At 50.3% G+C, this 18777-nt stretch carries 13 protein-coding genes; 3 read left to right on the top strand and 10 right to left on the bottom strand.

Annotated elements, in window-relative coordinates:
- Positions 1-81: 81 nt before the first annotated feature.
- From kdpE to Undi14_RS01890, 7 genes are all read right to left on the bottom strand, one after another.
- Complete coding sequence (kdpE, locus tag Undi14_RS01920; protein WP_370527116.1) at positions 82-816, bottom strand: two-component system response regulator KdpE; 735 nt, start codon at positions 814-816, stop codon at positions 82-84.
- Positions 813-3611, bottom strand: a complete 2799-nt coding sequence (kdpD, locus tag Undi14_RS01915; RefSeq protein ID WP_200177724.1) for a two-component system sensor histidine kinase KdpD — start codon at positions 3609-3611, stop codon at positions 813-815. The genes kdpE and kdpD overlap by 4 nt, the downstream gene beginning before the upstream one ends.
- Before the next feature lie 114 nt (positions 3612-3725).
- Positions 3726-4322, bottom strand: a complete 597-nt coding sequence (gene kdpC, locus Undi14_RS01910) for a potassium-transporting ATPase subunit KdpC (protein WP_200177723.1) — start codon at positions 4320-4322, stop codon at positions 3726-3728.
- 20 nt (positions 4323-4342) lie between these two features.
- Positions 4343-6511 (bottom strand): potassium-transporting ATPase subunit KdpB, encoded by a 2169-nt coding sequence (gene kdpB / locus Undi14_RS01905; protein WP_200177722.1) that lies wholly within the window; start codon positions 6509-6511, stop codon positions 4343-4345.
- Positions 6512-6529: 18 nt separating this feature from the next.
- Entirely contained in the window at positions 6530-8341 is a 1812-nt protein-coding gene (gene kdpA / locus Undi14_RS01900; protein WP_200177721.1) for a potassium-transporting ATPase subunit KdpA, read from the bottom strand.
- A complete protein-coding gene (kdpF, locus tag Undi14_RS01895) occupies positions 8341-8430 on the bottom strand; it encodes a K(+)-transporting ATPase subunit F (RefSeq protein ID WP_186883864.1) in 90 nt (29 codons plus the stop codon). Before kdpF ends, kdpA begins: the two co-directional genes overlap by 1 nt.
- Before the next feature lie 480 nt (positions 8431-8910).
- Positions 8911-10083: a GGDEF domain-containing protein gene (locus Undi14_RS01890; RefSeq protein ID WP_200177720.1), complete on the bottom strand. Its 1173-nt coding sequence runs from the start codon at positions 10081-10083 to the stop codon at positions 8911-8913.
- A 619-nt stretch (positions 10084-10702) separates the two neighbouring features.
- Here Undi14_RS01890 and Undi14_RS01885 point away from each other — a divergent pair.
- Entirely contained in the window at positions 10703-13246 is a 2544-nt protein-coding gene (locus Undi14_RS01885) for a PAS domain S-box protein (protein ID WP_200177719.1), read from the top strand.
- A 34-nt stretch (positions 13247-13280) separates the two neighbouring features.
- Here Undi14_RS01885 and Undi14_RS01880 read toward each other — a convergent pair whose 3' ends face one another.
- From Undi14_RS01880 to Undi14_RS01870, 3 genes are read right to left on the bottom strand one after another with little or no spacing between them, the layout of a single operon-like run.
- Positions 13281-13979, bottom strand: coding sequence for an anaerobic ribonucleoside-triphosphate reductase activating protein (locus Undi14_RS01880; protein ID WP_200178172.1), 699 nt, complete (start codon positions 13977-13979; stop codon positions 13281-13283).
- 7 nt (positions 13980-13986) lie between these two features.
- Complete coding sequence (nrdD, locus tag Undi14_RS01875) at positions 13987-14178, bottom strand: anaerobic ribonucleoside-triphosphate reductase (RefSeq protein WP_186883868.1); 192 nt, start codon at positions 14176-14178, stop codon at positions 13987-13989.
- A gap of 16 nt (positions 14179-14194) precedes the next feature.
- A complete protein-coding gene (locus Undi14_RS01870; protein ID WP_200177718.1) occupies positions 14195-16225 on the bottom strand; it encodes a ribonucleoside triphosphate reductase in 2031 nt (676 codons plus the stop codon).
- 530 nt (positions 16226-16755) lie between these two features.
- Between Undi14_RS01870 and Undi14_RS01865 the strand changes: the two genes are divergently transcribed.
- Together Undi14_RS01865 and Undi14_RS01860 are read left to right on the top strand one after the other, a co-directional pair.
- Entirely contained in the window at positions 16756-17508 is a 753-nt protein-coding gene (locus Undi14_RS01865) for an ABC transporter substrate-binding protein (RefSeq protein ID WP_200177717.1), read from the top strand.
- Positions 17509-17639: 131 nt separating this feature from the next.
- The gene (locus tag Undi14_RS01860; RefSeq protein ID WP_234030361.1) at positions 17640-18746 is read left to right on the top strand and encodes a porin; all 1107 of its coding nucleotides are present in this window, start codon (positions 17640-17642) and stop codon (positions 18744-18746) included.
- Positions 18747-18777: the final 31 nt, after the last annotated feature.

Below are 18777 nucleotides of genomic sequence, written 5' to 3'. Positions count from 1 at the left end.
TAAAAACTTAAATAACAGGCGTGCAGACGCCCCTCCGGCGAGCAGATTCTGGCGCCGGATACTCAGAGAAAAAATGGAAAATCAGCTAGGTAATAACAATCGGTAACCGACCGCTGTTTCCGTCAGAAGATAACGTGGCTGGGTCGGATCATCTTCTAATTTATGCCGCAGATAGCGCATGTAAATGCGCAGATAATGGCCACTTTCCGCATGCGATGGCCCCCATACTTCGCGTAATAATTGCGGATTCGTCACGACCCGGCCAGCACTATTGATCAGTGCACTCAGCAGACGAAATTCAGTCGGGGTGAGTTTGACGATGACGCCCGCTTTCGTGACCATACGTGCCTGCACATCAACTTTAACGTCGCCAAACTGAACGACGCCATCTGGTGTACTACCGGGTTGACGCTGACGCCGTAAAGTTGCCCGCACCCTCGCTTGCAATTCACCAACACCAAATGGTTTCGTCAGATAGTCGTCGGCACCGGCATCCAGCGCTTTGATTTTTTCCGCTTCGCTCACTCTGGCTGACAACACGATAATGGGGACACCCGACCATCTGCGCACGTCTTTAATGAAGTCGATACCGTCACCATCAGGCAGACCAAGATCAAGAATAATCAGATCAGGCTGGCGGGTACCGGCGTCGACCAGTCCGCGTTGTAAAGTGCCGGACTCAAACACCTGCCAGCCACCTTCTTCTAAAGAGCTGCGGACGAAGCGGCGGATTTGCGGTTCATCTTCCACCAGCAAAGCGGTGGGCAGAGTGGCATTGTGTTCTGACATAGGCGGCGTCGATGCTGATGTGTTCATACGGATAATGGTCGTATCGGATGGTTGCTGCCGATGGTGTGTGCATCTTGGTTCATGAGGCTCATGATTTCCATGTCCGGCATATCTGGCGGATTTCCTAATGGCAGAGAAATGATAATACAGGCACCGCCATCGGGTGATACCCCAGCATGGATACGCCCTTTATGGGCTTCAACGATAGCGCGACAGATGGCCAGCCCAAGACCCACACCCGGTTTAGAGGATTCTCTTTCACCGCGGGTGAATTTTTCAAACACGGCCTCTTCTCTGCCCTGTGGCAGACCCGGCCCATTATCAAATACCTTGATATCGATGTCGGCTCCGCTGGTTTCAGCACTGAGGGTAATACGGGAACCTGCCGGTGTATATTTCGCCGCATTTTCCAGCAGATTACAAAGCACACGTTCTATCAGCACGGCATCAAAATGAATTAACGGTAAATCCGCTGCCATGATAGTCTGCACCTGATGCTCTTTCAGTTGTGGAGCGCAGATACGGATAGAACTGCCGATCACTTCTTCCAGTGGCTGCCATTGCAGATCGAGTTTGATTTCACCACTCTGTATGCGCGCCATATCTAAGAGATTGGAGACCAGCGCACTCATACGCAAGGTTTCATCATGTAAGGCATGTGCCATTTCTTTTTGGCGATCACTGAGCGGCGGTGTTGACATCGTCAGCGATTCGGAGATCCCCACCAGCGAGGTCAGCGGTGTACGTAAATCATGTGACAGAGCGGCCAGCAAGGAATTACGTAAACGCTCGGACTCCATGTGCACCAGCGCATTCTGCGCCACCTCAATGTAATGCAGACGCTCCAGCGCAATCGCCGCCAGCGCGGCAAATGTATCCAGCTGCTGCCTTTGTTCCGGTATGAGTATCCAGCGACGATTATCAGGTTGTATCGCCAGCAATCCGCGTGTACGCATAGGCGCTACCAGTGGCAGATAAAAGAAATTGCTGGCAGGCAGAGTGTCAGTGCCGATACCTGCGGTTTCTGCTTTATCAAAAGCCCATTGCGCTATTCCCATGTCTAAACCTGCGACTTCGGGTGAAGGCGGTTGTAAGCGACCTTCATCGTCAGGCAACAAAAGTGTCGCGTTCGCCCGGAATGCACGCTGTATGATGGCCTGGGTTTTGTCAGAGATCTGTTCGCCTTGTAAAACGCCGGATAAATCACGGGCAAATTCGTATAAGGCGCGGGAGCGGGATTCTCTGCGTGAGGCGACTTTCGCCTGATACCGCAAACCCGCCGTGAGATGTCCGGTAATCAGCCCCACCACTAACATCACGACAAACGTCATGGCGAATTGCAGATCACTGACGGCAAACGAAAAACGCGGTGGTACAAAAAAGAAATCAAACGCCAATACGCCCACCACCGTTGCCAGCACGGACGGCCCCCGGCCAAAACGCACAGCGACCAGCACGACCGTCAATAAAAACAACATCGCAATATTGACCAGATTAAAAATGTCGAGCAAGGGAGTCGCCACCAGCGCTGTCGCCATACTTGCCAGAGCGGCCAGCAGATAACTCCGTATCTGGTTTCGGTTGTATCGATTGGCAGCCGGAATGCGTTTATCCGGAGAGTGCATCGCAACGGATTCCGCCGCCATTTCTGACAGCGAATCCTCATGATCAGATGCGGCGCGACCAATTTCTATCAGATCAATATGCGGCGCTAATGCAGCGACTGTCCTCGCATACGATGTCGTCCACGGTAACCGACGTGACAGGCGTGACTGCCGCCCCATCACGACGCGTGAAAAATTCTGTCCGTTCGCATAATCAACAATTGCCTGCGCAATGTCATTACTGAATAACACCGCAGTGTTGGCACCCAGATCCTGCGCCAGCTTCAGACTTTTTAAAATGCGTTCACGCTGCGCAGCCGGTAACTTTTGCAATGCAGGTGTTTCGATATAAACGGCGTGCCAGACTGCATTCATCTGCCCCGCCAGTCTGGCTACACTGCGGATCAGATGATCCGCGCCACGCCCTGGTCCAACACAAGCAAGCAATGCGGCATCCGTTTTCCAGACGATATTAATCGATTTTTCAATTTTATAGGCACGGACATCGTCCTCTACCCTATCGGCAGTGCGGCGCAAGGCCAGCTCACGCAGCGCAATCAGATTTCCTTTGCGAAAAAAATTCTTCGCGGCGCGTTCTGCCTGCGGTATCTGATATACCCGCCCTGATTTCAGTCTGGCTAACAGCTCATCAGCAGGAATATCCACCAGCACCACTTCATCGGCTTCATCAAACACGGTATCCGGCACGGTTTCTGCCACCCGTATACCGGTAATACTGCCGACCACATCATTCAGACTTTCTAAATGCTGGACATTCACGGTCGTGTAGACATCGATGCCGGCATCCAGTAATTCTTCGACATCTTGCCAACGTTTAGGATGGCGGGAACCAGATGCATTCGAGTGTGCCAGCTCATCCATCAGTATTAGTGGCGGATGCCGCTCCAGTGCTGCGTCAATATCAAACTCGGACAACACTTTGTCGCGATAAGGAATATTCCGGAGCGGTAAGACGTCCAGACCATGAAGCAATGCAGCGGTTTCTTCCCTGCCGTGGGTTTCTATCACGCCGACTAATACCTGACGACCATCCGCTATCAGTTTTCGCGCGGCGGTCAGCATTGCATAGGTTTTACCGACACCGGCAGACGCGCCGAAGTAGATGCGCAACTTGCCACGCGCGGCGCGGCGCTCCTGTGCCTGCACATGTGCCAGCAACATATCGGGGTTAGGACGCTGATCGCTATTGATGGCCATCGTTATTGTATTTCTCTTGAAAATCAGTCAAAGCAGCTGAGTGACAGAATTGCCGGAAGCGCAGCATTCGCGCACTTCCATATCACATCAAATTTCTGCAACATGTGGCACTACTTATTTTTTCTTCTGATCCAGCGCCAGGTTTAACGCCAGAACATTGACCCGTGCTTCGCCAAATAAACCGACCACCGGATGTTCGGCAAGTTCATCAATCAGGTTACGCACCTGGTCTGTTCCTATCTGACGCGCATGCGCCACACGAGACGCCTGATAATACGCTGCAGCAAGGCTGATGTCAGGATCCAGCCCGCTGGCAGATGCCGTCACCAGATCGACCGGGATTTTGGCCGTGTTTGCAGGATCTGCAGCTTTCAGAGTATCGATACGGGCTTTGACGGCATCCGTCTGAGCCTGATTGCTCGGACCAAAATTGCTGCCGCTGGAAGCAAGCGGGTTGTTCGGCATAGGGCCTGTAGCGGAAGGACGCCCCCAAAAATACTGTGGCGAGCTGAAAGCTTGTCCTATCAGAGAGGAACCAACAATTTTCCCCTCTTTGCGGATCAGACTACCTTCCGCTTTATCTGCAAAAGCGATCTTACCGACGCCGGTCAGTGCAACCGGATAGAGCACGCCAACCAGAATTGACAGGCTGCAAAACAGCATGAATGCTGGACGCAGCGTGTGAGTGAAAGAGTGAGTGACAGAGTTCATGAATATCCTCGATTTCTACGTTAAGCCAATTGCAATGCGGTCAGAATCACATCGATCAGTTTGATACCGGCAAATGGCAAGAGAATGCCGCCAAGGCCATAAATCAACAGATTGCGACGCAATAACAGCGATGCACCGATCGCACGGTATTTCACGCCTTTGATCGCCAGCGGAATCAGAAACACGATGATCAGCGCATTAAATATCACCGCAGACATGATCGCAGATGACGGGCTGGTCAGATGCATGATGTCCAGCGTTTTTAATTCCGGATATGTCGCCACAAATGCGGCCGGAATAATTGCAAAATATTTAGCGATATCGTTGGCGATAGAAAAAGTCGTCAAAGAGCCGCGCGTCATCAGCATCTGCTTACCGATTTCAACGATCTCCAGCAACTTGGTCGGATTCGAATCCAGATCCACCATGTTTCCCGCCTCTTTAGCGGCCTGCGTACCGGAATTCATTGCCACCGCCACATCCGCCTGTGCTAATGCAGGCGCATCATTGGTACCATCACCAGTCATGGCGACGAGGCGACCGTCGGACTGATAACTGCGTATCAGCTTGAGCTTATCTTCCGGCGTCGCTTCTGCCAAAAAATCATCGACACCCGCCTCTGCCGCAATTGCTGCTGCCGTCAGCTTATTGTCGCCGGTAATCATGATGGTTTTAATTCCCATACGACGCAACTCGGCAAAACGTTCCTTGATGCCCCCCTTGACGATGTCTTTCAGCTCTATCGTTCCCATCACCCGGCCATCATCCACCACGACCAGCGGCGTACTGCCACGACGGGAAATGTCATCGACTGTTTTCGCGACTTCCAGCGGAAACGAACGCCCCATCGCTTCGACAAATTTTCTGACTGCGTCAGCAGCGCCCTTGCGTACAACGCGTTCGCCAATATCAACGCCACTCATGCGGCTTTGTGCAGTGAACTGGACAAACTGTGCGTGGAGTGAAGACATTTCTCTCTCACGCAAATTAAAGCGTTGTTTTGCCAACACCACGATACTGCGTCCTTCCGGTGTTTCGTCGGCCAGCGATGCAAGTTGCGCTGTATCTGCAAGTTCGGAAGGCGTCACGCCGGGTGCTGGGAAAAACTCGGATGCCTGACGATTGCCTAAGGTAATCGTGCCGGTTTTGTCGAGTAACAGGATATCCACGTCCCCGGCAGCTTCAACCGCACGACCTGACGTAGCGATCACATTTGCCTGCATCATGCGACTCATGCCCGCCACGCCTATGGCTGACAACAAGCCGCCGATGGTCGTTGGGATCAGGCACACTAACAGCGCAATGAGTACTGTGATAGAAATGGGCTGTGAAGTCATCCCCAGCGCTTTGGCCGCATCGACACTGAACAATGAGAACGGCAGCAGGCTTACCGTCACCACCAGGAAAATAATGGTTAAGGCGATCAGTAAAATAGTCAGGGCAACTTCGTTTGGTGTTTTCTGACGTTTAGCGCCTTCGACCATGGCGATCATACGATCGATAAAGCCCTCGCCCGGATTCGACGTCACACGCACCACCAGCCAGTCGGATAACACCCGGGTACCACCAGTCACGGCAGAGAAATCGCCGCCAGACTCACGTATCACCGGGGCAGACTCGCCCGTGATTGCGCTCTCGTCGACGGTGGCAACACCCTCTATCACTTCGCCATCCACAGGAATAACATCATTGGCTTCGACTAAAAAAACATTGTCTTTACGCAGATCTTCCACCGCCGCTGGCAGCCAGGTGGTGCCATGTTTAGGGATAGCCAGCTTTTTGGCCATCACCGTTTGCTTCAGCGCCCGTAATGATGCCGCCTGTGCTTTGCTGCGCCCCTCTGCCAGCGACTCAGCAAAATTGGCGAACAGGACAGTGAACCATAGCCAAACGGAAATGGCCAGAATGAATCCGGAGCTGGCTTCCCCTTGACCAAACAGGGATTGCAAAAATAACAGACTCGTCATCACACTGCCCACATATACGACAAACATGACCGGGCTGCGCAACTGTGTACGTGGACTGAGTTTTCTGAAAGAATCGACAATTGCCGGGCCTATCAGACTCGCATCAAAGAGCGGAAGACGAGGCTTGCCGCCGGTTTGGACGGTATAGTCAGCCCCTACGCTGGTACGGTCGGCGGAACCAGCTTTGTTATCAGAACTTTTTTGGACATTGGTACTGGACATCAGATTTCCCCTCAATTCTTAGCGTGGTGCAACAAGCTGCAGATGTTCGGCGACCGGCCCTAAAGCCAGCGCTGGCACATAGTTCAGTACGCTGATCAGAACCACGGTACCTGCCAACAAGGCGATAAACATCAAGCCATGCGTAGGCATCGTGCCGGCATTCACTTCCAGACGTTTTTTCGCAGCCAGCGAACCGGCAATTGCCAATACAGGCACAATCATGGCGAAGCGCCCGAACCACATCGCAATCGCCAGCATGATGTTGTAGAAAGGTGTGTTGGCACTGATACCGGCAAATGCGCTACCGTTATTGTTAGCGGCGGAAGTGAATGCATACAGCACTTCAGAAAAACCATGCGCTCCCGGATTCAGAATGCCGGCACGACCAGCCTCTGTCATGACTGCAATCGCGGTACCTGCTAACACCAGTACAGGCGTGACCAATATAGCGACTGAGGTCATTTTCATTTCATACGACTGGATTTTTTTACCCAGATATTCAGGCGTACGACCTATCATCAGACCAGCAATAAATACTGCGAGGATGGCAAAAATCAGCATCCCGTACAAACCCGAGCCAACCCCGCCGAATACAACTTCACCAAATTGCATCAGGGCGACAGGAACCAAACCACCGAGTGGCATTAGGGAGTCATGCATCGCATTCACCGCACCACAAGAAGCCGCAGTAGTCACTGCGACAAACAGTGAAGATGCACTGATACCAAAGCGAGTTTCCTTGCCTTCCATATTGCCACCTGACTGCAGAGCGCTGCTGCCCTGATCAACATTCATCGCTGCCAGTGCAGGATGTGTCTGCTGCTCGGCCACCGTCACACCGACCGTCATTACAACGAATAGTAATGTCATCGTCGCCAACACCGCCCAGCCTTGTCGCTGATCGCCGACCATGTGGCCAAATGCAAAACACAAGGCTGCCGGTATCAGAAAAATTGCGATCATCTGAAAGAAATTGCTCAAAGGCGTAGGATTTTCATAAGGATGAGCAGAGTTCACATTGAAGAAGCCGCCACCGTTGGTTCCCAACAGCTTGATCGCTTCTTGCGAGGCAACTGGCCCCATCGCCAGTGTCTGTGTGCGGGTTTTCATCTCTTCCGTTACAGGTGCGCCTTTGCTGTCTTTTAAGGGCTGACCATCCGCGCCAGTCTTAGGCATGCTATAGGTCACGGCATCGGCTAACTGCACGTCTTTATATGCTGAGAAATTCTGCACCACGCCTTGTCCCATCAGGAAAACAGCGAAGATCACAGACAAAGGCAGCAACAGATATAAGGTCGAACGCGTGAGATCGACCCAGAAATTACCTATAGATTTGGATGAGTGTGCGGAGAAGCCACGGATCAGGGCGAAGACCACGGCAATGCCGGTCGCCGCTGAGAAAAAATTCTGCCCGGCCAACGCCAGCATCTGCGTCAGGTAACTCATCGTTCCTTCACCGACGTATCCCTGCCAGTTCGTGTTACTGACAAAGCTGACCGCTGTGTTAAAGGACGAATCAGCACTGACATTCGGCATCGCTTGCGGATTCAACGGCAACCATAATTGCAATCGCTGTATCGCATAAACAAACAAGGTACCAAGTACATTAAATACCAGTAAGGCTAAGGTATACCCTTTCCAGGTCATCCCTTCGTCTGCGTTGACTCCGGCGAGTTTATACATGCCTCGCTCTAACCAGGCCAGCCATCGCATTCCGGGCACGGGCGCTTTGCCATCAGCAATTTTTGCAATCAACATCCCTAAGGGATACGACAACACCAGTAATACCGCTAAAAATACGATTAATAGAATAAGCGCTTGTGTCGTCATCACAGTTCCTCTGCGTTCAATAACGCGATCACCAGATACACCAACAAACCTGCGGCAATTAACGCACCGCCGATATAAAACATGTTCATGACTTCGCTCCTAATTTTTCACACACCAACATCAGGATCCAGATCATCAAAAAACAGATGACTATCCCGCCTGCATAAAGAATGTCCATCAACAATTCCATCACATACCTCTTCCGGTTTTTCCACACTGTGGAGAATAGACAAAAGGGTCTAAGAATTTTGTTAAAACTCTGGGTGAAGCTGTAAACAAACTGTAAAAATTTTTGTTGGAAGAGAACTCGTGCAGATGCGGTACGGACTACGTCGAGACGACGACATCAGAACAGGCAAATTGAAAGGGAACTATCAGTGCAAAGGAGGGGTACAAGCAGTGATCGCTTTGAATTAAGCCGCTTTCCGTATTGGAAAAGGCGTCATTACCGCGAGTAAATGTAGCTATCGAATAGACGGGGAAGACAGTAGCAGCTTTTGTTATACCGGTTAAACAGCATTGGAGATAACAACGTACTACTAGTGGTGGCTCGACTTACCAGTGAATATTCACCCAGCCTTCACTTTACTTATGTCAGGCATAGAGTCAACCGTGTCTGTCGATTGCTGTAAACAAACGATCTGATTTCTGCCCTGTGCTTTTGCTGCATACAATGCCTCGTCGGCACGGGTGAGAGTTTTCTCGAACGCCTCTCCTGGCTTGTATCTGGTCACACCGATAGAGACGGTCAGGCTGATCCATGAACCGGCGAATTTGACAACATCGGCTGCGACTGCGGCACGCACACGTTCAAGGCAAATCAGTCCGACGTCGAGTTCAGTCTCTGTCAGTAAAATCAGGTATTCCTCACCGCCCCAGCGCGCCAGAGTATCGGTAACACGGATTTTTTCCTGCACTGTTTTGGTAAATTTCTGTAATGCGACATCTCCGGCCTGATGGCCATAGGTATCATTGATGCGTTTGAAATAATCGATGTCCAGCATCGCTACCAGCAACGGGTTCGCAGAACGATCGGAACGCTGGCTTTCGTACTGTATCAGTTGCAGCATATGGCGCCGGTTTGCTGCACCGGTAAGTTCATCATAGTTAGCGGTTTGCTGAATTTTTTCCAACGCTCGTGTCAGTTGCAGCTTCTGATGACGCATGTGCTCACGCATTTCGCACAGTCGCCAGGTCAAAAAAGTGGAACTGGCAAGCACAATCACTACCATGAAATAGTAGGCACCATACAAATAGTAGGTCGTTCTTTCTGTCTCCCGCAGCAGAGAAAAAAGAATCGCTTCAGCAAACAGCATCAGGCCGTACACCGCAACGGTAATCACCTGCTGTATAGATAAACCAAACATGCCGAACATCAGAATCACGGCCAGCAACGGTAAGGTCACGCCTCTGCCATCACCGGCCAGCGCGAACGCTGCAGCATTGCAGGCAATCGCAAACAGCATTTGCACAAATGCCAACGAAGGGTCAGCCCAGCGCAAGGAATAGCCACTGCGTATCAGCGCATACACAATCATCAGACCTGCGGTTGAACAGGCTGCCCACAATCGCACGTCGCCCATCCCTCCAATGCCCACCGATTTCATGAAAAATAAGACACCAATGCTCGCCAGCATCAGCAATGCGGCGAGTACAAACTGGCTGGTACGGATGCGCATCGCCTTTCCCGATCCGAGTACCAGATCAAGGCTGTACCTGATGAGTGTCTTCATAACAGACATGCAAAAAACTCCGACCATCAATCTGAGAAAAATTACCAACTGTCTGCGCACATACCAGTTGTACGCCTGACAGCAAATGCCTGAAACCAGATACTGCTACGACACTGACTGTTGACTACTAAAACAAATGCAAGATATCGGAAGAAATAACAAATGGAGGTCACGCAGTGTATCTGTTGTATTTGGGGAATTCCCACCCTCATTTATTCATGGCAAGCGCTGAACCCTGCTGCCATCCACAGATACAGGATGTATAGGTCTCCGATCTATTCGATTTATTCTATTTTTCCTACGCAAGCAATGTCTTCACAGCACGCTGTCGTCATTCCGCTTTGCATTTATAACATTTTTAAAAAGACAGATCAGCCTAATTCAAAAAAGACGTCCCTCGGCTCCACTTGCGGACAACGGTTTACCTTGAGCTGAACATCTGCCGATATTGTCACTTGATCATACCGACATATGACGGCATCGCGTTTCAGATTACTGCTTTTTTGACCAAATTTCACATTGGCAATTATTTTAAAGAATTACAATGGAATGATGTGTAGCACATACGCACCAAAGCCCATGAAAACCTGATCAATAAACATGCGATCCGAAAATATAAAGAACAGGCATGCAGAATCTTTTAATCAATACTTTGCGCCCCGCTGACGATCAGGAATGTGATGTCGAGGCGCACCTGCTGTATGCAACATACAGCCAGGAGCCACTGAATCAGACGATGGCTGTGATTACTGCGGTCTTCGGTGGCGCTATCGTTTGGGGCATCGTTCCCGTCCCGCAATTGTTACTCTGGATCGCCGCTGTATTAGGAAGCGCAGCACTCGGACATGTGCAATATCAGTTCTTTAAAAAGGCAGCACCGTCCGGTTCCGCCATCAAAAAATGGCAAAAAATATTTTTTGTACAGGCAACGACGCATGGTGCAGCGTGGTCTCTGGGACCTGTCTTATTACTCCCTCACAGCAGCGGCGTTCTGCCAGCCTTTTTTATCGGCACCCTATTGTGCGTCAGTGCCGTTTCGGTCAGTACAGTAGCAAAACAGTTTCATGCCATGCGCGGATTTATCGTCGCCAATCTGCTGCCTCCTGTCGTTGCGATATGGCTGTCCGGTGACAGCAAGGAACTCATGCTGATTCTGATCTTGCTGGCCAGTAGCATGGCATTTATCGCCGTTGGCTACTACTCAAATCAGTCTGCACGCACGATCTACGAAACGCAGTTTCAGCTGCGGGGAATTTTAAATTCGTCGCAGGACGCGATTATCACCATCGACTCCAGGGGCAGAGTATCCGACTGGAATCCGCGGGCAGAACAAATGCTGGGCTGGACAAGGGCCGAAGCGCTGGGGCTGGTATTAAATGACACTATTACGCCCCCCAAAAACCGCGAGTATTTTCAGTACGGAATGAAACGCTTTCTGGCGTTAGGTGAGGGACTGATATTAAATAAACGCATAGAGACAAGCGCATTACATAAAAACGGCACAGAATTTCCAGTTGAGCTGACCTTCACTCATCACAAATTAGGACGACATTTTTATTTCACTGCCTTTATCACCGACATCACTGAACGCAAGGCGATAGAAGACCGTCTGGAATTATTCCGTCGGGTTTTTCATGCCAGTAATCAGTGTGTCGGCATCTGCGATGGCAAAGGCTATCTGCTGTATCAGAATCATGCTCTGGAAAAAATGCTGGGGTATACCGACGCAGAAATAATCGGTCAGCATTTCAGTTTTGCTTTAGCAGAAGCACAGGCAAAAGAGATTACGCAGGAAGTGGGCAGGTGTATCCGAAGCGGTAAAAACTGGGTCGGGGAATTGCCGCACCGACGCAAAGATGGTTCCGTTTTCATCACCATGAGCAACATCGGTTTTATCAAAAATGATCTTGATGAAATTCAATACATCTTTAATATCTGGACTGATTTCAGCCAGGAAATCTCCCGCAGAAACGAACTCGCCCTGGCGCGAGAAGCGGCAGATAAAGCAAATCAGGCAAAGTCAGAATTCTTATCCAGCATGAGCCATGAATTGCGCACACCCTTGAACGCTATTCTCGGCTTCGCCCAGATGCTGGGCTATGAAGCTCCACTGACTCCCGCTCAACAGGATCATGTACAGGAAATTCTGAAAGGGGGGCGACATCTGCTGGAGCTCGTCAATGAAGTGCTGGAACTGGCCAAAATAGAAGGTGGCCATGTGCGCCTGTCGCTGGAACCTGTCAACCTTGAAGACCTGATTACAGAATGCTTCGATCTGATCCGGCCGTTAGCGGCAGAAAGAAAAATATCGATGCAATCGCTGATTACCTCGCCCGTCGCCGTGCGTGCCGATCGTGTCCGCTTAAAACAGGTTGTATTGAATCTGCTGTCCAACGCCATCAAATATAACTACACCGGTGGTAACGTGCAGGTCGATGCCGCAATACAGTCTTCCGGAAATATGCGGCTGTCTGTGACCGATACCGGCATCGGCATTCATCCGGATAAGATGGGTGAACTGTTTCAGGCATTCAACCGGCTTGGCGTAGAACTGGGAGATACCGAGGGCACCGGTATTGGTCTGACGATCACGCAAAAACTGACCGAACTGATGCATGGAAAAATCGGCGTGGAGAGTAAATTAAATCACGGCAGTTGCTTCTGGATTGAGCTTCCAGGTGACGCCATTCCTACAGCGCCTATGCCTGCCGCGTCTATGCCTGTTGCACCGCAACTGTCTGACGAACCAGTCTGCGCCTGGGGAAATAATGCGGTCATCCTGTATATCGACGATAGTCCGGTCAATCTGAAACTCGTCAGACAAATCCTCGGCTTACGATCTGGCATGCAATTACTGACAGCACAAACACCGCAAGCTGGCATTGAGCTGGCGCACCAGCATCAGCCGGATATTGTGCTGCTCGACATTAACATGCCAGGGATGGATGGCTACGCGGTATTGCGTCAGATGAAAGCAGATACCCATCTGCGTTGTACGACATTTATTGCATTGACAGCGAATGCAATGAGGCAGGATATTGAAAAGGGGCTCAACGCCGGTTTCCATTCTTACCTCACCAAGCCGCTGGAAATTAATACCCTGCTATTAACGATAGACCGCTGTCTGGCACCCGGAAATGGGCGTGCTACCGCGCAAACACCTGAACCATGAGCATTGCCAGCCTGAGTGAGGACAGCATGCCCGTTTACGCACGTATCAGCAATGTGAGGAAAAGCGCACGTATTTTTTCCTGCAATGCCAGCGAAGGATAATCGGCGATCAGCGCTTGGTTCAAAGCATTTGTCTGGCATCCCTGTGTACGGAATTTCTGCAGTACGTAATGTTGCACACCGATTGCCGACAGTTCCAGCGCCAGCGCCATTATTTTTTGTTCACTGAGTAAGGTCGGATGTATGGTGGTCCGGCATTCGTAATCAACGCCGCTGGCAAGTATCATTTCTGCGCATTGGTGAACTGCACGGTCGCTGCCCTGCACACCGGTAATAGCTGCGTAGTCCGCCAACGGTGCCTTGACGTCGAAGCCAACCCAGTTCAGCAACGGCAACACACGCTCTAACTGTTTGGGATAGATGCAGGCAGTGTGCAAGCCCACCTGAAAACCGAGTTCGCGAACCTCTTTCATTGCCAATGCTAAAGCGGGATCCATCGTCGCTTCGCCGCCGCTGAAAACGACCGCATCAATCAATCCGGTTCGGCGTGACAAAAAACTGCGGATAGCCTCCCAAGTCTGATCCGTTGCGGTTCCGCGCTCCTGCAAATGTGGATTATGACAATAGGAACAACGCCAGGGACATCCTTGTACAAACACCACAGCAGCGAGTTTCCCCGGATAATCTGTTGCGCTGAATGGGGTGAACCCGCCAATTCTCAGGCTGTTCCGCATGCCACGGTTATCGCAGCTGAGCGGCATTTTCGGTGAAATAGGTACGCTCGCAGAACTCACCTTTTTTCCCGGTGTTGAAAGAACTGACCGGGCGATGGTAACCCATCACCCGTGTCCATATTTCACATGGCTGACGTTCTTCGTCATTGAGTACAACGCTATGTTTTTCAATAGTCTGAGCGGTATGAAGTAATGACATAGTGAATGACCTCTGGTTAGTTGGTGGTAGTTTGCATGGCTGTCATGCGTTTGCGGGCAATGATCTCGTCATCACATTTCGGACAGAATGGATGGCTTCCCTGCAGATATCCATGCTTAGGACAAATGGAAAAAGTCGGCGTTACTGTGATGTACGGCAGCCTGAAACGGCTCAGTGAGCGCTGCACCAATTGCCGGCATGCTTCGCCGCTGGATAAGGCTTCGGTCATGTACAGATGCAGCACGGTGCCGCCAGTATATTTACGCTGCAAATCGTCTTGCAGCTCCAGCGCTTCAAATGGATCTTCGGTAAAGCCGACCGGTAATTGTGATGAGTTAGTGTAGTAAGGCATCTCGGCCGTACCGGCCTGCAGAATATCCGGAAAGCGCTTGCAGTCTTCTTTCGCAAAACGGTAGGTTGTTCCTTCCGCAGGTGTCGCTTCCAGATTGTACATATGGCCGGTCTCGTCCTGAAATTTCAGCATTCTGGCGCGGATATGATCCAGAAAACGAATCGCCATCGCATGGCCAGCAGCGCTGCTGATATCGTCTTCACCGGCAGTGAAGTTACGTATCATCTCGTTGATACCGTTCACACCCAGCGTCGAAAAGTGATTACGCAAGGTTCCCAGATAGCGCTTGGTATAAGGGAACAGGCCGTTATCCATGTGGCGCTGTATCACTTTGCGTTTTATTTCCAGGCTGGTTTTTCCGAGTTCCAGCAAATGATCCAGTGCTGCCAGCAAGGCAGACTCATTACCTCGATAGCGATAACCGAGACGGGCGCAGTTAATCGTGACCACACCGAGCGAGCCGGTCTGTTCAGCAGAGCCAAACAAACCGTTACCGCGCTTCAGCAATTCGCGCAGATCCAGCTGCAAGCGACAACACATAGAACGTATCATGTTCGGCTTGAGTTCAGAGTTAATGAAATTCTGAAAATACGGTAAGCCATAACGTGCCGTCATTTCAAACAGACGTTCGGCGTTCGGGCTGTACCAGTCAAAATCCTCGGTCATGTTATAGGTAGGAATAGGAAAGGTGAACGCGCGCCCTTTTGCATCACCGGCCATCATCACTTCGATGTATGCACGGTTAATCATGTCCATTTCGGCCTGTAATTCACCGTAGGAAAATGGCATTTCGATGCCAGCGATCACAGGTATCTGATCACGTAAATCAGCCGGGCACACCCAGTCGAAAGTCAGATTCGTAAAAGGCGTCTGAGTGCCCCAGCGTGACGGCACATTCAGGTTGTAAATCAGCTCCTGCATACACTGTTTAACACTGGCGTAACTCAATGCATCCTTGCGCACGAAAGGCGCCAGGTAGGTATCGAAAGAACTGAATGCCTGAGCGCCCGCCCATTCATTTTGCAATGTCCCGAGAAAATTCACGATCTGCCCGACCGCGCTCGATAAATGTTTTGGCGGCGCAGACTCGACCTTACCCGGCACGCCATTCAAGCCCTCGTTCAACAAGGTACGTAAAGACCATCCGGCGCAGTAGCCAGCCAGCATATCCAGATCATGAATATGCAGATCCGCTTCCCGGTGTGCCATACCGACTTCTGGCGGATACACATGACTCAGCCAGTAATTCGCAATGACTTTGCCGGAGACATTCAGAATCAGACCGCCGAGCGAGTATCCCTGATTGGCATTTGCATTGACACGCCAGTCCTGACGCTGCAGGTATTCATTGATGGATGATTCGACATCAACGAGGGTGTGTTGGTCATGCCGCAAACGTTGGTGCTGTTCGCGATACACAATATAGGCGCGCAAGGTCTGGCGATAACCGGACTCAAATAAGACTGATTCGACTACGTCCTGAATCTGCTCGATATGCAGTAGCGGCGTAGCGTTTACCATCGCATTACTTTGCATTACCTGTGCACACAAATCACTCGCCACGCGTAAATCAAATTCACCACTCGCCTGACCTGCGCGCTGCAGGGCAAATTCAATTTTCTTTGCATCAAATGCGCTGATGCTGCCATCCCGCTTGATGACCTGTGTCTGCGACTCACAAAATTGCTCAGTCATTATCGTTATCCAAATACACAATATTTAGTAGTTGAATTTAGAATAATCACTAAATATAGTATAGTCAAACGAAGACTGATGCTTTTTTAAAATCATTGATCCGGGTCAAAAAACTCATAGATCAACTGATTGATACGAAAAAACTCGCAGCACCACGATATTACGCTTGCTGTGCTGATCGGCCTGTCGCCACTGTAATGAGCACTTTCTATCAGTCTTTCGAGATCAAAAAAATGACTTCTGGCAGACATCTAAGCCTGCGATATATCAACGCAGGCATAAAGAAAGACCGCGGGAAGCCGGCGTGTGCAAATCTTGCCTGCGGTAACTATATAAACAGATACAGAAATATTTGTACTGACGCCACAGCCATACACGAAGGAATGTGGCAACATTCATAGCCATAAAGGGCAAGTCGGATTACGAGACGACAATCGACTGCATCAACACTACAATGCTCTGCAATTGCTGAAACGTATCCGGGATTGCTTACTATTCTAAACATAACGCGTTCAGGTATGAGACAAACGATGAACTTGTTGATGCAGATAATGACGGCGTTAATTTCAACAAGTGTTGCGGCTGAAACACCTGGAAATTTACATATTTCTGTCAACGTCGACTCTGCCACTGGCATGATTGCAGCATCCATACTTCGCGAAGTCTACAAACAGACGAAGCTGGAATTTTGTATTATCAACTTGCCGCCACTGCGCGCAACCAAAGAAGCTAAGGCTGGAAACATAGACGGCGAAGTATTGCGGCCACCCAATTACGCAGCGTCACATCCAGAGTTAATACGTATTGATCCGCCTTATATCGTCGTTGAAACTCTGGCGTATACATTAAAAACCCGCAATCTGACTATTCAGAAAAAAAGCGATTTAAAGCCACTCAGAGTTGGTGTCGTGCGCGGAATTATAAATGCGCAAAATGCGACCGAAGGGCTCAACGACATTACGTTTGCTGATACGTCAGAAAGTCTCTTCAAAATGTTGACCGCTGGTCGTATTGATGTCGCGGTGGACTCCAGATATAGCGCAGACCGGGCAATGAAAAAAACAATGATCAATGACATTGTTTCGGAAAAAATCGTCTTACTGGTACAACCCGCTCACCACTATCTGAATATCAAACATAAAGCGTTGGCAGCGAGTCTGGCCACAACGATCAGTCAGCTCGCGGCAACTGGAGAATTGCAGCGACTGGCAACGACTGCGGAATCTGAGCAAATGAAAAACGACAACGCAACAGCGACACTTCCTGTGAAAAACTGTAACTGAATTACAGTCAGATAGAAAAGTGATTTTATGCAGCAGATTCATCCGTAGTGTGTTTCACCCCGTGTGTCAGAAGAAAAGAAACGTCGATAGTAATCGCAGGCCTGAACTCAACAATATACGAAGAGGACACCATGAAAACGCGTTTATTTTTATCCGGAATAAGTCTGGCAGGAATGTCTGCCTTTTCACCAACTGTTTCAGCACAATCGAATGTCGTGCTGTATGGCATCGCAGACCTTGGCATTCATTACAGTAATGGATTAAACGCCAGCAATGCTCCCACAGCATCGAATTCCACCACGGCTCTGAGCAGCGGCATCAACAATACCAGTCGCTGGGGTATCAAAGGTCAGGAGGCGCTGGGAAATGATATGTCAGCTCTTTTCCAGCTCGAAGGCGGCCTGAATATTGATACGGGTGGTTCTGCCAAATCGGATAAGTTGTTTGACCGGATCGCATTTGTTGGCTTAAAGACCAGTGCCGGCGTACTGACGGCCGGACGTCAGGCGACGATATTATCGGATGCGATATCGCCGGTCGATCCTTTAGGAATGCGCTTTGCCAGTTTCAACCCTAACATCAACGTAACCGCATTAAGTAATACGGCTTTTGGCACTCATGCCTTTGGAATGCAATACGGCACCAGCGGCTACAACGACAATTACTATCGTCTGGACAATATGCTGAAATTCACCAGTGACTTTGGTCCGGTGACAACTCGCGTCTCCTATTCATTTGGTGAAGTGGCGGGAAACACCAGCGCGTTGTCGACGGTGGGTGCGGGTCTGAGCTATCAGCAAGATGGCCTGGCTATATCTGGCGCGTATATGAAATTGAAAAACAGTGCCAGTTTCAGCCTTGACGCCTATACGCTGGGCGCTGCCTATAACTTTGGTGAATTCACACTCAAAGCCAATTATGGCAATAACAAAGCAGAAACGGCAATCAATAAGGAAACAAAAGAAAATATCTATTCAGGCGGCGGCAACGTCGTGATTCGCCCCGGCCTATCGCTGACCGCCGCGTATTATCGTGTACGACGCGACAGCACAGGCTTTACCTCCGATGGGTTTGATCGTGTGGTTGCCTATCTCGAACAGGAAATGTCAAAGCGCAGCACCTTATATGTCGAGCTTGATTCAACCAAGTGGAACGGTAATGCGGCAGGCACAACCGGAACGCAGGCCAATAAATCCAATGGATATGGCTTCACCCTGGGTCTGATGCATAAATTCTGAAGTACGTCTGCAGGACCATCTGCCATAGCGC

Source organism: Undibacterium sp. 14-3-2, from assembly GCF_016595265.1.
In the GTDB taxonomy this organism is placed as follows: Bacteria; Pseudomonadota; Gammaproteobacteria; order Burkholderiales; family Burkholderiaceae_D; genus Undibacterium; species Undibacterium aquatile.
This window is presented reverse-complemented; position numbering and strand designations above follow the sequence as displayed.

Coding starts and splice junctions, on each gene's coding strand:
- kdpC (WP_200177723.1), bottom strand. CDS start 4,322: ATGAACTCTGTCACTCACTCTTTCACTCACACGCTGCGTCCAGCATTC.
- Undi14_RS01860 (WP_234030361.1), top strand. CDS start 17,640: ATGAAAACGCGTTTATTTTTATCCGGAATAAGTCTGGCAGGAATGTCT.
- Undi14_RS01890 (WP_200177720.1), bottom strand. CDS start 10,083: ATGTCTGTTATGAAGACACTCATCAGGTACAGCCTTGATCTGGTACTC.
- Undi14_RS01880 (WP_200178172.1), bottom strand. CDS start 13,979: ATGCGGAACAGCCTGAGAATTGGCGGGTTCACCCCATTCAGCGCAACA.
- Undi14_RS01885 (WP_200177719.1), top strand. CDS start 10,703: ATGCAGAATCTTTTAATCAATACTTTGCGCCCCGCTGACGATCAGGAA.
- kdpF (WP_186883864.1), bottom strand. CDS start 8,430: ATGAACATGTTTTATATCGGCGGTGCGTTAATTGCCGCAGGTTTGTTG.
- kdpA (WP_200177721.1), bottom strand. CDS start 8,341: ATGACGACACAAGCGCTTATTCTATTAATCGTATTTTTAGCGGTATTA.
- kdpD (WP_200177724.1), bottom strand. CDS start 3,611: ATGGCCATCAATAGCGATCAGCGTCCTAACCCCGATATGTTGCTGGCA.
- Undi14_RS01865 (WP_200177717.1), top strand. CDS start 16,756: ATGAACTTGTTGATGCAGATAATGACGGCGTTAATTTCAACAAGTGTT.
- nrdD (WP_186883868.1), bottom strand. CDS start 14,178: ATGTCATTACTTCATACCGCTCAGACTATTGAAAAACATAGCGTTGTA.
- kdpE (WP_370527116.1), bottom strand. CDS start 816: ATGAACACATCAGCATCGACGCCGCCTATGTCAGAACACAATGCCACT.
- Undi14_RS01870 (WP_200177718.1), bottom strand. CDS start 16,225: ATGACTGAGCAATTTTGTGAGTCGCAGACACAGGTCATCAAGCGGGAT.
- kdpB (WP_200177722.1), bottom strand. CDS start 6,511: ATGTCCAGTACCAATGTCCAAAAAAGTTCTGATAACAAAGCTGGTTCC.